The 13,383-nt window shown below is 44.4% G+C and carries 13 protein-coding genes and 1 riboswitch; of the genes, 1 reads left to right on the top strand and 12 read right to left on the bottom strand.

Going from position 1 to position 13,383, the window contains the following annotated elements; all coding sequences use genetic code 11:
* Positions 1–39 precede the first annotated feature (39 nt).
* The 3 genes from BN1080_RS05085 to BN1080_RS05075 all read right to left on the bottom strand — a co-directional run bounded on the left by BN1080_RS05085 (position 40) and on the right by BN1080_RS05075 (position 2,151).
* Positions 40–582 (bottom strand): hypothetical protein, encoded by a 543-nt coding sequence (locus BN1080_RS05085; RefSeq protein ID WP_052650858.1) that lies wholly within the window; start codon positions 580–582, stop codon positions 40–42.
* Positions 583–655: 73 nt separating this feature from the next.
* Positions 656–1,606: an ABC transporter substrate-binding protein gene (locus BN1080_RS05080; protein WP_052650857.1), complete on the bottom strand. Its 951-nt coding sequence runs from the start codon at positions 1,604–1,606 to the stop codon at positions 656–658.
* Positions 1,603–2,151 carry a hypothetical protein gene (locus BN1080_RS05075; protein ID WP_052650856.1) on the bottom strand — a complete coding sequence of 183 codons (549 nt, stop codon included), beginning with the start codon at positions 2,149–2,151 and terminating at the stop codon, positions 1,603–1,605. The genes BN1080_RS05080 and BN1080_RS05075 overlap by 4 nt, the downstream gene beginning before the upstream one ends.
* Positions 2,152–2,324: 173 nt before the next feature.
* Positions 2,325–2,515, bottom strand: a riboswitch (cobalamin riboswitch).
* Positions 2,516–2,716: 201 nt separating this feature from the next.
* Here BN1080_RS05075 and BN1080_RS05070 point away from each other — a divergent pair.
* Complete coding sequence (locus BN1080_RS05070; protein ID WP_052650855.1) at positions 2,717–3,121, top strand: GIY-YIG nuclease family protein; 405 nt, start codon at positions 2,717–2,719, stop codon at positions 3,119–3,121.
* A 51-nt stretch (positions 3,122–3,172) separates the two neighbouring features.
* Here BN1080_RS05070 and BN1080_RS05065 read toward each other — a convergent pair whose 3' ends face one another.
* The 9 genes from BN1080_RS05065 to BN1080_RS17170 form a co-directional block, all read right to left on the bottom strand.
* Complete coding sequence (locus tag BN1080_RS05065; protein ID WP_052650854.1) at positions 3,173–4,264, bottom strand: threonine aldolase family protein; 1,092 nt, start codon at positions 4,262–4,264, stop codon at positions 3,173–3,175.
* A gap of 172 nt (positions 4,265–4,436) precedes the next feature.
* Positions 4,437–6,140 (bottom strand): glycerol-3-phosphate dehydrogenase/oxidase, encoded by a 1,704-nt coding sequence (locus BN1080_RS05060; RefSeq protein WP_052650853.1) that lies wholly within the window; start codon positions 6,138–6,140, stop codon positions 4,437–4,439.
* Positions 6,141–6,272: 132 nt separating this feature from the next.
* Positions 6,273–7,796 carry a glycerol kinase GlpK gene (gene glpK / locus BN1080_RS05055; RefSeq protein ID WP_052650852.1) on the bottom strand — a complete coding sequence of 508 codons (1,524 nt, stop codon included), beginning with the start codon at positions 7,794–7,796 and terminating at the stop codon, positions 6,273–6,275.
* Between the two features lie 21 nt (positions 7,797–7,817).
* Complete coding sequence (locus BN1080_RS05050) at positions 7,818–8,651, bottom strand: MIP/aquaporin family protein (RefSeq protein ID WP_052650851.1); 834 nt, start codon at positions 8,649–8,651, stop codon at positions 7,818–7,820.
* A gap of 244 nt (positions 8,652–8,895) precedes the next feature.
* Positions 8,896–9,441, bottom strand: a complete 546-nt coding sequence (locus BN1080_RS05045; RefSeq protein ID WP_052650850.1) for a glycerol-3-phosphate responsive antiterminator — start codon at positions 9,439–9,441, stop codon at positions 8,896–8,898.
* 166 nt (positions 9,442–9,607) lie between these two features.
* Positions 9,608–10,264: a sugar transferase gene (locus BN1080_RS05040; protein ID WP_052654403.1), complete on the bottom strand. Its 657-nt coding sequence runs from the start codon at positions 10,262–10,264 to the stop codon at positions 9,608–9,610.
* Between the two features lie 78 nt (positions 10,265–10,342).
* The gene (locus BN1080_RS05035; RefSeq protein WP_052650849.1) at positions 10,343–11,668 is read right to left on the bottom strand and encodes a UDP-glucose dehydrogenase family protein; all 1,326 of its coding nucleotides are present in this window, start codon (positions 11,666–11,668) and stop codon (positions 10,343–10,345) included.
* A gap of 16 nt (positions 11,669–11,684) precedes the next feature.
* Positions 11,685–12,575, bottom strand: coding sequence for a UTP--glucose-1-phosphate uridylyltransferase GalU (galU, locus tag BN1080_RS05030; RefSeq protein WP_052650848.1), 891 nt, complete (start codon positions 12,573–12,575; stop codon positions 11,685–11,687).
* 437 nt (positions 12,576–13,012) lie between these two features.
* Positions 13,013–13,216: a hypothetical protein gene (locus tag BN1080_RS17170; protein ID WP_199876590.1), complete on the bottom strand. Its 204-nt coding sequence runs from the start codon at positions 13,214–13,216 to the stop codon at positions 13,013–13,015.
* Positions 13,217–13,383: the final 167 nt, after the last annotated feature.

Raw genomic sequence — 13,383 nt, 5'->3', positions numbered from 1 at the left:
AGACTATGAAAGCGGCTTTATCCAATCGGCTATTTTTCACTATTTTGCCCACTCAATCTCCAGTATATTCAACGAATGGACATGTACACAAATGCGGACTTCATCGCCATTTTGATAAAATACCGCTTTCTCAATGGAAAGCTTATCTGAAATTTTATCCGGTTCTTTGAAAATGGCTGAGAAATTTCCGTGTTTGGTCCGGTAAGTTTTTACATCAAAATAGCCGGTTTTTGCCGTCCCGAACAAGCCGAAGGAATCTTCGAAATACCGGGCATCCGCCATTAACCGTGTCTGGATTTTATAGCCTTCGAATGCACTGATTAAGGAGAAATCAAAATAATGCGGTTCTTCGATTTCCCTGACAAATGACAAATCAAGTACAGCATGAAAATAGCCATGTTTTTCTTTTCCTTCCGGCACAGTCAGCAAAGGCATCCCCGCGCTATTCTCTGAAAGCCCGGACTTCGCAGGGATCCGGTAGACTTCATCTATGTCGCGCCTGCTCATCATCAGCGTCAAAAAAGGCGCTTCCGGGAAAAAACGGCTATGGTATTGATGCCCTTCAATGATAAAGTTGACCAATTATACCAGTTATCTGAAAATTTAATCAATTTAAAAACCACCGCCCTTTTTTCGGACAGTGGTTTTAATGAACTTACTTCAATAAATCTGGATAAGCGGTTTCGGCTACAAGTTTCACTGCTTCTCCGATTCTTGGCCCCGGACGTGAGGTGATATCTGAATCCAACAAGAAGACTTGCTCATTTTGGACAGCCGCAATTTCCGACCAGCTATCGCGGGCTTTGATTTCATCTACAGCGTTCTCCACATAGGATACCGTTGTAAAAATCAGTTCTGGGTTCCGGTTCACCACTTCTTCTTCAGAAAGTTGCGGCCAGCCTTCCAAATCTGCAAATACATTTTCCACTTGAGCGTGATTCAAAATTTCCTGTTGGAAGGTCTTATCGCCAGTTGTATAGATTTCAGGCAATGGACTGATTTCAATATAAGCTTTTTTCTTTTGTTCAACTTCAGCAAGCTTGTCTTGGACATCTTTGATTTCTCCTTGAATGGAAGCGATTAGTTCTTCGCCTTTTTCTTCAACTCCCATTACTTGAGCGATTTGTTCAATGTCACCATATACATCTTCAAACGAAGCGGCAGATTCAATGACGAAGACAGGAATATCCGCTTCTTCCAACACCTCGAGTCCGGTCGGGCCGCCAGTCGAATAAGCAAGGACGATATCCGGATCCAATTGGATGATACGCTCTGCATTGAATTTCACGGAATCGGAAACCCGCTCGACTTCCATAGCTTCTGCCGGATAGTTGTCAAAATCCGTAGCGCCGATCAATTTATCCCCTTCTTCTAACGCATAAAGGATTTCCGTATTGCTCGGAATTAAAGAAACGACTGTTTCCGGGACTTCTTCAAATTTTATTTCATTGCCTAGATCGTCTGTCACTGCATAAGATTCAGCCGCTTCGGTTTCTGTGCTGGTTTGGTCTGTTGGATTGTCGGCGCCTGTACTTTCCTCACTTTGGCAGGCACCAAGAAATACAGCGAGTGCAAGTGTTCCGCTCAATAGATAAGATTTCTTCATTTAACTTTTTCCTCTTTTCTCTTTTTCGGTCTTGTCGGATAGGATTTGCTGATGAACGGTATTTCTTCCATGCCGTGTTTGCGGTTGGCATAAACCGCCATCGCAAATAATACATTGGCAAGCAATTGCGCATAATCAAATAAAATCTCGGGCACTTCGCGCTCTAAGCTGACTTTATGCAAGGCCCGCACGGATTTTTTCGCCTCGCTGCGGCATACATGCAAACAGCAGGCAGCGGGCGTCCCTTGCGGCAAGACAAAATTTCCGATGCTGTCTTCCACTTCCGCCACGTAAGCATCGTATAACCCGCTTAAGATTTCGAGATCTTCCGCAGCAATAGCGATTTTCCCCCGCACTGAACCATTCAGATGATAAGCCATGGGCTGCAGATAGCGGAGGTCCCGCTGCAGTTCCGGGATGTCTCCAGCCAAGGAAATGGCTTCTCCAATTCGGGTTGTCAATGAATCGGTCCGGATTTCAAAATCCACTGTGGATGCGGACTCCCGCATAAACGGATAGCAGATATAGCGCATATCTTTTTTCATTCCAATCACCTCTTCTCTTTATGGGCTTCGTGGTAATCTGCCGCATCGCACTTCAGATAAACAGCAAAAAGCCGCCCTCATAAAAAGGGCGGCACAATACCAATTAAACGGCTCGTCAATAAAGCCGCAAGAGGAAAAGTTGCCATATGATTCCCTTATCTTCCGAAGAGTAAAAATACGTTCAAAAAAAGGTAGGTCTCCTGGCTTGTGCATCGATTTACTCTAAGAACCTTCCCGTCCAGATTATCTTAGACAGTGGCATTTTCTTATTTCATACGCACTTACAGTTGCGGAAACAGCTCCGGATTCACACCGGATTCCCTGTTATGCTGACGAATCAGTACCTTTTTTCTGCATGATTATTCACTTGTTTCCAGTGTAGCATATTTTATTCGGCAAAGATGCACATTTTCCGTTTAGAAAGCGCTTCCAGATATTTGAATAATACGACTTTTACTTCTGCTATCGCTTATTAATCGTTTATTGGGTAAACTAATAATCAGATAAGTCGAAAATATGAAATAGGACTGAATTTTCAAAGCCGACCAATGAGGGGGATTATTAGATGAAAGAAAAGATTCATGAGCTTCTGAAAAAAGAAAATTATGCATTTGATAATGAAAATTGGAAGTCGATCGAAAATGTGCCTTTTCTTTTGAATGATGAGACTACCAAATTGCTGAATAAAATCAAACTGAACATGGGGATGGCAAAGGGCATTTACATTTTCTGCGATTCCAATCAAAATATCCTCTACATCGGAAAAGGGGCACCGATCTATAACCGCATCCGCCGCCATTTTGCAAAATTGAAAAAGGCAACTCATGCCCCCCACGGATTCTTTCAAGCGATTCAATCACCTATCACGATTCATTGGGTGGAAATCGAACAGCCTGAAAAAAGAGAAATTGTTGAACATATGCTTGCCTACACATTAGAACCGGTGTACAAGAAATGGTATGTAGGATAATAAGGAAGCCTGTAAATGACATTTTGGGTCTTTTAAAGGCTTCCTTCTATATTAAATTGCCTTCATTTTTTCATTCAGCTTGGCAAAAAGCGCCTCTACTTTCTCTTTCGGCACCGTTTCGTACAAATCCCCCATGCTGACTTCATAGGAACTGCCGCCGTTTTCCAGCTCTTTGACGTAGCTGGTCAGCCCGATTCCGGTTTCCTGATGGAGATCAGCCAACAGCGCTTCCATCGTTTCTTTCGGGTGGCTGAAATGGACATGGAACATATTCGATACAGGTTCGACGGGCAAAGTGCTGATGCCTTCACAGCCATTGAACAAGCGGGCCAGTTCTTTCGCCTGCTCATAGTAAGCTGCCATTTTGCCAGAGCGTTTGTCAAAATAATAATCTGCAGAAAGGATATACGGATACAGCGAGATCAAATCTCCGCCGTGGCGCCGTTTCCATACTTTCGACTGGTCCGTAAATTCCTTGTCCCCTGCCAGGATCGCTCCTGCTATGCCGCCGATTCCTTTATATAGCGAGAGGTAGACACTGTCAAAAAGGGCGCAGACTTCACTTGCAGTCTTATCGTAATACGGAAGCACTTCCAACAGCCGCGCTCCGTCCAGATGCAGTTTGATCCCTTGTGCGCGGCAGTGAGCAGAAATCTGTTCCAATGTTTCATAGCTTGGCAATTGCCCGCCGATTTCACGCTGCGGCAACTCGAGCAGCACACATGCTACTTCGTCTTCCATTTGAAGGACATCTTCCAGCTCAATTACACGTGTCTTATCGGCGAGCAGCACCGATTCGATTCCATGCAGTTCTTGCAGTCCTTTTTCTTCGTGGATTTCCAGATGGCTCAACGGATGGTAAGCTACTTTCCGAATGCGTGCTGCGTCGCACCAAATACGCAAAGCAATCTGCTGGGCCATCGTTCCGCTTGGGAAAAACACCGCACTTTCTTTCCCCAATAAATCCGCCATTTTCTCCTGGAATTTTTCGATAACAGCTCCTTGGCCGTACATGTCGCTTTCCACATCGCCGTCTATCTTCTCAAATGCCTCTTTTAATACGTGGACGTCCCGTTTGCCATGCCCTGCCAATACCTGCTCAGCATCAAAATAGCTTTGCTTTAACCGTTCATTGGATTTCATTTTCTAGCTCCCCATCTATCAGAATACTTGCGCTTTTCTCCACTATATCACTTTTAAAGACACGGGCAACTCGCTAAAAACCTGGAAAAGCGGATACAATTTAAGAAAAAGCGAGCAAGCATTAAAAAAAGCCGCTCTGATCCGGATGGATCAGAGCGGCTTGCTTATGAAATTAGGAATTTGCTGCAGCTTTAAAAGACGCACTTGAACGGCTGCCGCCCACTTCAACCGGGTGCACAGCTTCATATAGAAGGCCTTCCAGTTCATTGCTGTAGGCAGTTGCCTGTTCTTCTGTCCAGCCAAGCACTTTGCCCATATATGCATTTACAGATGCTTTATTGGCATGTACCCAATTGATGTCGAAGAACAACGCGCCTGTACGGCGGATAAAGAAATCGACTGGTTTGTAAGCCGCTTCGTATTCCAAAGCGTAGCGCAGCATTGCGAACGCGATAGGATCGATTCCTTCTCTAGCCGCTTCTGCGTCTCCGGTAAACAAGAAATTAAAGACTTGGTCCACATTGGATCCGTAGCGCTGAACCAGTTTGCGTGCTGCTTCCGGAGAAAGGCCGCGGCTTACGCCTAAACGCACACGGTCTTCAGAGAACTTCACAAATCCTTTTGAACCGCCTACTTCGCCGCCTGAAATCGGCAAGTGTTTGGTCGATACTTTTTTGAATTTCAAGCCATGTTCTTTTTCCAATTGCTCCGCTACCATATCAACGATGCTTTCGCCCATTTTACGGTATCCTGTCAATTTACCGCCGGCAATCGACAGCAAGCCGGAATTGGAAACAAAGATTTCATCTTTCCGTGAAATTTCAGAAGGGTCTTTACCTTCTTCATGAATCAACGGACGAAGTCCAGCCCAGCTGGATTCGATGTCTTCAATGCGAATGCCGACTTCCGGGAACATGAAGTCAATCGCTTTTAAGACGTAATCGCGGTCTTCTGTTGTCATTGTCGGATGCGCAATATCTTGTTTGTAAACGGTATCCGTTGTACCCACATACACTTTTCCTTCGCGCGGAATCGCAAATGCCATCCGGCCATCCGGCATATCAAAATAGATCGCCTGTTTTAACGGGAAGCGGCGGCCATCAAATACTAAGTGGATCCCCTTTGTTAATTGCAGCGTCTTGCCTTGTTTTGAATGGTCTTTGTCGCGCAGTGTATCCACCCATGGTCCAGCTGCGTTGACGATTTTCTTCGCATAAATTTCATGGATTTTGCCATCGATTTGGTCTTCTACACGGATGCCGACCACTTTGCCGTTATGGTAGATGAAGCTGGCAACTTTTGCATAGTTCATCGCCAAAGCGCCTTTTTCAACAGCTTTTTTCATGACTTCCATTGTTAAGCGCGCATCGTCTGTTTTGTATTCGACGTAATAGCCGCCGCCTTTAATGTCTTTCTTTTTAAGCAATGGTTCGCGGCGCAACGTTTCTTCTTTTGACAGCATTTTACGGCGTTCGTCTTTCTTGACGCCTGCCAAAAAGTCATAGACGCGCAAGCCTACGTTCGTGCTTAGCGGCCCAAACGTTCCGCCTTTGTAAAACGGCAATAGCATCCATTCAGGAGTCGTCACATGTGGTCCGTTTTCATAAACGATCTCGCGTTCTTTCCCGACTTCAGCCACCATTTTCACTTCGAATTGCTTCAAATAACGAAGACCGCCGTGAACGAGTTTAGTAGAACGGCTGCTTGTGCCTGCAGCAAAATCCTGCATCTCAACGACTGCCACTTTCATGCCTCTCATCGTGGCATCAAGCGCTGTTCCGGCGCCTGTAATCCCGCCTCCGATAACAATCAAATCAAGAGGCGTGCTTTTCATTTTGTTATACGTTTCCGTCCGGTTAAAACTAGAAAATTTCATATTATACCGCTCCTTTAGTTTTTTTTTACATTTTTTGGAAATGAAACAAAAGAGACCAAGCTACAGTCGCGGAATTTCTTCAGCTGAACTGGCTTGGTCTCTCGATATCTCCGGCCAAATATTAACTTTTACTTAAGAATTAACAATTGTTTTTGATTCAGGTTTTTTAAATGTACGAGTTGCAGCTACTGCATTTTTCCAACCTTCGTAAAGTTCTTCACTTTGCTCAGCTGGCATCAAGCTCGTAAACGTTTCTTCCACTTTCCACTGTTTCGCGATTTCTTCTTTGTCTTTCCAGAAGCCGACCGCTAGGCCTGCAAGATATGCAGCACCAAGTGAAGTTGTTTCTTGAATGACCGGACGTTCTACCGGTACATCAAGTATATCACTTTGGAATTGCATCAGCAAATCATTTGCAACGGCTCCGCCGTCAACGCGCAAAGTTTTCAGTTCAATTCCAGCATCTTCGATCATGACATCCACAACATCTTTTGTCTGGTAAGCCAATGATTCAAGCGTCGCACGGATGAAGTGGGCTTTTGTCGTACCGCGAGTTAAACCGAAGATCGCACCGCGTGCATCCGTATCCCAGTAAGGAGTTCCAAGGCCAACAAATGCCGGAACCATGTATACGCCGTCTGTTGATTCGACAGAAGCCGCATACGCTTCACTTTCAGGCGCATTGTCCAGGATTTTCAAGCCATCGCGAAGCCATTGGATAGCTGATCCAGCGACAAAAATACTGCCTTCAAGCGCGTATTCGACTTTGCCGTCTACTCCCCACGCAAGCGTTGTCAATAAGCCATGGTCTGAAACCACACCTTTTTCACCAGTGTTCATCAACATGAAGCATCCTGTGCCATAGGTGTTTTTCGCCATGCCTTTTTCAAAGCAGGCTTGGCCGAATAATGCAGCTTGCTGGTCACCCGCGATGCCGGCAATCGGCACTTCGTGGCCGAAGAAATGATAGTCAACCGTGTTTGCATAAACTTCAGATGATTGGCGTACTTCAGGGAGCATGCTCTTTGGAACTGTCAGAATTTCCAACAGCTCATCATCCCATTCCAAATCGTAGATATTGTACATCAATGTACGGGATGCGTTGCTGTAATCCGTGATATGCGCTTTGCCGCCGGATAATTTATAAACCAGCCATGAATCGATGGTTCCAAACATCAAGTCGCCGTTTTCCGCTTTTTCGCGGGCGCCTTCTACATTGTCCAAAATCCATTTTACTTTTGTTCCAGAGAAATAAGCGTCGATCAGCAAGCCCGTTTTCTTGCGGAATGTGTCTTCCAGGCCTCTTTCTTTCAAGTCTTTGCAGATGCCGTCCGTTTGGCGTGACTGCCAGACGATTGCACGGTATACCGGTCTGCCGGTTGTGCGGTCCCACACGACCGCTGTTTCCCGTTGGTTCGTGATTCCGATCCCTGCAATCTGATCCGGTGTGATGTCTGCTTTTCTTAGCACTTCTGCGATACAGGCAAGGACCGACGTCCAAATTTCGTTGGCATCGTGCTCAACCCAGCCTGGCTGCGGGAAAAACTGTTCGAATTCCTGCTGAGCTGAATTGACAATTTCCCCTGCATGGTTGAACAACACCGCACGTGAGCTTGTTGTTCCTTGGTCAATGGATAAAATATAATCTTTTGTCAAAACGATCTCCTCCTCCGGATATTAAGAAATGATTTTTTCTTCTAATTTATCAGCTGCTGTTGAGCCTTTTCTCAATTCTACACTTGCTGCTCCGAATAAAACCAGCAAGAAGACTGCACTTAGTACCCAGAATAGCAAATTGAATTCGCCGACAAACATCGCTTTATAGAATACTGCCCCGTAGATACCCCCGAAAATCGGTCCGACGATCGGCACCCAAGCGTAGCTCCAATCGGAACCGCCTTTGCCTGGAATCGGCAACAAAGCATGGGCAATTCGTGGCCCCAAATCACGGGCAGGGTTGATGGCATATCCTGTAGGGCCCCCTAAGCTTAATCCAATCGCAAGGATCAATGCCCCAACGATCAGCGGGTTTAACCCTTCTGTAAATTCGTTTGCTCCGATGAACAATAAGCCCATTACCAAAACAAATGTTCCGATGATTTCTGAAACCAAGTTCGAAAACGGCTTACGCACAGCCGGAATTGTCGCAAATACGCCAAGCTTCGTTTCTTTGTCTTTTGTACGCTCCCAGTGCGGCAAGTAATTGAAAAAGACGATAGCTGCTCCAATGATCGCACCGATTATCTGCGCCAAAATATAGACAGGAACTTTCGACCATGGGAAGTCGCCGACTGCCGCAAAGCCAAGTGTAACAGCTGGATTCAAGTGGGCTCCCGAGAAATTGCCGACAGCGTAAACCCCCATCGTTACTGCTAAGCCCCACGCGATTGTGACAACAATCCATCCGCCGTTTTCTGCCTTGGAATCCTTTAAGGCGATGCCAGCTACAACTCCGGCACCAAAAATAATCAAAATCATGGTACCGATTACTTCAGCTAAAAATTCCGTCATTTTTCAACACTCCTTTATCATTTTGTTTAAGAACCGAAAAGATAAAAAAGACCTGCACTGAAATGAGCAGACTTCTACTTCAGAAGTACTCATATCAGTGCAGGTCTCCATTTCTCCAACACAGCTCTTAACTTGTTAATCCTAAATTAGCACTTACTGAAAGCGCTGTCAACATGATTTTTTCAAAAAGTTTCTGGATTTGACATATTTCAATCCAGAAACTTTTTTCTTGCAGGCAGCGCATTTATTTATCCCATAATTCCGGTTGGGAAGTTGAAATTGCTACAGCTCCGCCCTTATAAGCCAGGCTAATATCTTCTGCAGTCCGGATCAAACCGCCGGCAATTACAGGAATTCCCGTTTTTTCTTTTACTTCTTTGATAACCGTAGGAATGATTCCAGGGAGAAGTTCAATGTAATCCGGCTTCACTTGATTGATCAGATTGATATTGTTTTCAAGCGCTTGGCTATCCAGCAAAAAAAGCCGCTGGATGGTCATCAGTTTATTCTTTTTCGCCAGCGTAATGACATTGCTCCGTGTGGAAACGATGCCATCCGGTTTAATTTCCCTAACCAGATATTCGATGCCGTACATATCCGCTTTCAGGCCTTGGATCAAATCGACATGAAGGATCACTTTTTTATCCGCTTTTTTCGCCGCTTGCACAAGCGTTTTCAGCTGCGATAAACGCACTTCCAAATAAATAATGTATTCATGGTCGCTTTTCAATAAGCGCTCAAATTCTTTCATATTGCGCAATGCCGGCAAAACGCCTTTTAAGTCAGCCACGAGTCAATTCCTCCTTTCAACGAAAATTGCTTGGGAGATCCATTCATTCCATTATCCACTGCTTTGCAGCGCCTATCAACCGTTTTTAAAATCCTTTTCTGTCCATTTGCCGCAGCATGGAAAATCCCTGCATCGCCAAACTGCGATGCAGGGATTTTAACGGTTCTTAGTAAGCATCTTTCGAGCCAAACAGCACCAATACGGTTTTCAGAATTAATTTGATATCGATAAATGTATTGCGTTCGCAAATGTATTTCAGATCTAAATAGACCCATTCTTCAAATCCAATATTGCTGCGGCCATTCACTTGCCAGTAGCAAGTCAGGCCAGGTGTCACACTGAGCCGTTTCATTTCATACGGCGTGTATTTCTCGACCTCATCCGGCAAAGGCGGACGGGGGCCAACCAGGCTCATTTCGCCTCTCAATACGTTCAAAAGCTGCGGCAGTTCGTCGATGCTGGTCTTTCGGATAAAGCTGCCGACCTTGGTCACCCGCGGGTCGTGCTTGATCTTAAAAACCGGTCCTGAAACTTCGTTTTGGCGCAGCAGCGCTTTTTTTAGTTCTTCTGCATTGCAGACCATGGAACGGAATTTATACATATAGAAGGTTTCTCCGTCTTTCCCTACTCTTTTTTGCTTGAAGAAAACCGGTCCCGTCGAATCCTCAGCCTTTATAAAAATAGCGACCAGCAGGAATAGCGGGCTTAAACAAATGATGCCAACCAGGGCACCCATCAGATCGATCAGCCGCTTCGTAGCTAAATACGCGTAATTTTCATTGGTAGTGACCTCTTCAAAGGTCAATTGCGGCATCTCATTCATCACCGGTTCTTTTGTTTTTTCAGGAGTGGAAATTGACAATAAAATCACCACTTTCGCCTAGAAGTTAAATTTCACTATTCACAGAGAGGCAGTTTCAATAATTTCAATAACAGAAGGCCTTCCAATCGAATGGTACTCGATTCTCGCTTCTTTCATCGCATCGAGCGAATAACAGTTTCTTCCATCGATGACCAGCGGCTGTTCCATTTGTCTAAATACAGAGAGATCCAGACGCTTAATTTCATCCCACTCCGTAAGAATCAAAGCGGCATCGCATCCCGCTATAGCTTCTTCCACTGAATAAGCATACCGGACAAGCGGATCTAAAATGCCTTTCGCATTGTCGATAGCGATCGGATCATAGGCAATGACGTCTGCACCTAAGTTCAGCAATTCATTTGTCACTTGGATAGAAGCTGCTTCTCTCATATCATCCGTATTCGGCTTGAATGCCAACCCAAGAATGGCGATTTTTTTGCCTTGCAGGCTGGAGAAGCACTGCTTCAACTTATTCACTAAGACCCGCTGCTGTTTTTTGTTGACGCTGACAACGCCTTTCAGCAATTTAAAATCGTATTCAAAGTCTCCGGCGATCTGGATAAGCGCTTTTGTATCTTTTGGAAAACACGATCCGCCGTAGCCGATTCCGGCTTTCAGGAATTGGCCGCCGATGCGTTGGTCCATCCCCATGCCAGCCGCTACATTTTCAATATTGGCTCCAACCAGCTCACAAATATTCGAAATTTCATTGATGAAGCTGATTTTGGTAGCTAAAAATGCATTGGAAGCATATTTAATCATCTCTGCACTTTTAATATCCGTTTTGTAAATCGGAATCCCGAACGGCTTATTGATGGTTTCCATCACTTTGAAAGCATGTCCTGTTTCAGCACCGATGATAATGCGGTCGCCATGGAAAGAATCGTAAATAGCAGAACCTTCCTTTAAGAATTCAGGATTTGAAACGATGTCCACCCGCACCGGATGGAGCAGGTTCTGTTTGATGATTTGCAGCAGTTTATGATTGGTGCCCACTGGAACCGTGCTTTTTGTAACGATCGTGACGGGTCTCGCAATATGCCTAGCGATATCAATAGCCGCCTGTTCAACATAATCCAAGTTCGCCGCCCCGCTCGGCTCTTCCGGAGTCCCGACGGCAATATAAATCACTTCCGCATCCTTAAAGGCTTCGACATGGCTAGTGGTGAATTTCAAGCCATTCTCCAAAATGTTTTTATTCATTAACTCACTGAGGCCAGGCTCATAGATCGGTGAAATGCCTCTCTTCATTTTCTCTATTTTCTTCTCGTTTAAGTCTACGCAAGTGACCTGATGGCCGATTTCCGATAGGCTGACACCCGTCACTAGCCCGACATATCCCGTACCGACTACCGAAATTTTCATCCTCATTCCTCCCAAGCTAGATTAATGATGCAGCAGATTTTTGGCTAAGCAGTTCTTTCATGATTTCTGCAAGAGGTTCTGAAAATTCTTCATTGTCCAAGGCAAATTCAATGGTAGTCCGGATAAAGCCGAGCATCTCCCCAACATCATAGCGCTTGCCTTCAAAGTTATAAGCAAAAACATTCTGGATTTCATTCAATTTTTGGATGGCGTCCGTCAATTGGATTTCTCCGCCAGCTCCCAATTTCTGTTGGTCCAGGAAGCTGAATATCTCCGGCGTTAGAATATAGCGTCCCATGATCGCCAAGTTCGATGGAGCGGTTCCTTGTTTCGGCTTTTCTACGTAATTGCTGACCTGGTAGCTCCGTCCGTCTACCGCTACGGGATTGATAATGCCATAGCGATGGGTTTCATTATCCGGCACTTCCTGGACGCCGATAATAGAAGATTGCAGGCTATCGTATTGATCCATCAACTGCTTTAAACAAGGCTTGTCCGCCTTCACCACATCGTCTCCAAGAAGCACGGCAAACGGTTCGTTGCCGATGAACTTGCGTGCACACCAGACGGCATGACCCAGACCTTTTGGCTCTTTTTGCCGAATGTAATGGATTTCCACTTTTGAACTGGCACGGACTTTCTCCAACAAATCGTATTTGCCTTTCTTGAAAAGATTATCTTCCAGTTCGAAATTCTTATCAAAATGATCTTCAATGGCCCGCTTTCCTTTTCCTGTAACGATAATGATGTCTTCAATCCCGGAAGCGATGGCTTCTTCTACAATGTATTGGATCGTCGGTTTATCAATGATCGGGAGCATTTCTTTCGGCATGGCTTTCGTAGCCGGCAAGAAGCGTGTTCCAAGGCCTGCTGCCGGAATAATGGCTTTTGTAACTTTTTTCGTCATTGGATTCCCTCCTGAACTTAGCAATTAATTATATTTCGGCTATTTATCTAGCCATTTTAAGAATGCTTAAATGCTTTTCTCCTCCATATTGAAATGATTCTATGCTTCACTTAGTGGTTAAGCATAAGTTTTTATTAATTTTTCTGGAAAAATCCATTATTATTTTGATGGGATAACCCCACAAATTAACTAATACTTTTTACCTAAACAAACACTTTTATTCAAAATCACTCTCCTTTTGTGGTTATATATAATTAGTAATATTCTTAATAATCAATTTATTTAACTATTTTAACATCCATAGTCCTAAATAGAAAGCTTTTTCAGTGAATATATTACATTTTTCTAAATTTTCTAGTAAATTAGAATATTGTTATGCAGAAAAATAAAAATAGCTTGAGTGTTCGCCCGTTGCCGGACCTGCACTCAAGCTATTTTTAATCAATGTTTCGCTGCGCTTCTTTTTCTTTCGGGATTTCTCTGTTCATCAGTTCTTCCCGGTGCTTTTCAGTTATTTTTTCTGCCCGAGAACTTGTTTTTGCGAAAGAAAATGCAAATCCTGCCACTACCGCTATTCCTGCCGTTAACGCCATCCACATAATTGACTCCTCTTTTATCTGCATATGTATTTTTCTGTCCATTCAGCTTCCTGCACAAGTTCATTGCCGATCTACTGATTTAATATCTTTAGTTTACCATCTTATTGGGAGTTTTTTGTAGATTACGTAAAATTTTTTCTTAAAAAATGCTGACTGCACACAGCTTTCAACGACTGCATATAAAAAAGCGATTGGAAGTTCCAATCGCC

The sequence above is a fragment of the Planococcus massiliensis genome (assembly GCF_000821325.1).
Classification (GTDB): domain Bacteria; phylum Bacillota; class Bacilli; order Bacillales_A; family Planococcaceae; genus Planococcus; species Planococcus ruber.
The sequence above is the reverse complement of the archived record's forward strand: the minus strand, read 5'-3'. Positions and strand labels throughout refer to the sequence as shown.

What these genes read in the sequence shown, in the direction of transcription:
- BN1080_RS05070 (WP_052650855.1), top strand. Translation starts at nt 2,717, where the DNA reads ATGAAAGAAAAGATTCATGAGCTTCTGAAAAAAGAAAATTATGCATTT.
- BN1080_RS05060 (WP_052650853.1), bottom strand. Translation starts at nt 6,140, where the DNA reads ATGAAATTTTCTAGTTTTAACCGGACGGAAACGTATAACAAAATGAAA.
- BN1080_RS05035 (WP_052650849.1), bottom strand. Translation starts at nt 11,668, where the DNA reads ATGAAAATTTCGGTAGTCGGTACGGGATATGTCGGGCTAGTGACGGGT.
- BN1080_RS17170 (WP_199876590.1), bottom strand. Translation starts at nt 13,216, where the DNA reads ATGGACAGAAAAATACATATGCAGATAAAAGAGGAGTCAATTATGTGG.
- BN1080_RS05075 (WP_052650856.1), bottom strand. Translation starts at nt 2,151, where the DNA reads ATGAAAAAAGATATGCGCTATATCTGCTATCCGTTTATGCGGGAGTCC.
- BN1080_RS05040 (WP_052654403.1), bottom strand. Translation starts at nt 10,264, where the DNA reads ATGAATGAGATGCCGCAATTGACCTTTGAAGAGGTCACTACCAATGAA.
- BN1080_RS05080 (WP_052650857.1), bottom strand. Translation starts at nt 1,606, where the DNA reads ATGAAGAAATCTTATCTATTGAGCGGAACACTTGCACTCGCTGTATTT.
- BN1080_RS05065 (WP_052650854.1), bottom strand. Translation starts at nt 4,264, where the DNA reads ATGAAATCCAATGAACGGTTAAAGCAAAGCTATTTTGATGCTGAGCAG.
- galU (WP_052650848.1), bottom strand. Translation starts at nt 12,575, where the DNA reads ATGACGAAAAAAGTTACAAAAGCCATTATTCCGGCAGCAGGCCTTGGA.
- BN1080_RS05050 (WP_052650851.1), bottom strand. Translation starts at nt 8,651, where the DNA reads ATGACGGAATTTTTAGCTGAAGTAATCGGTACCATGATTTTGATTATT.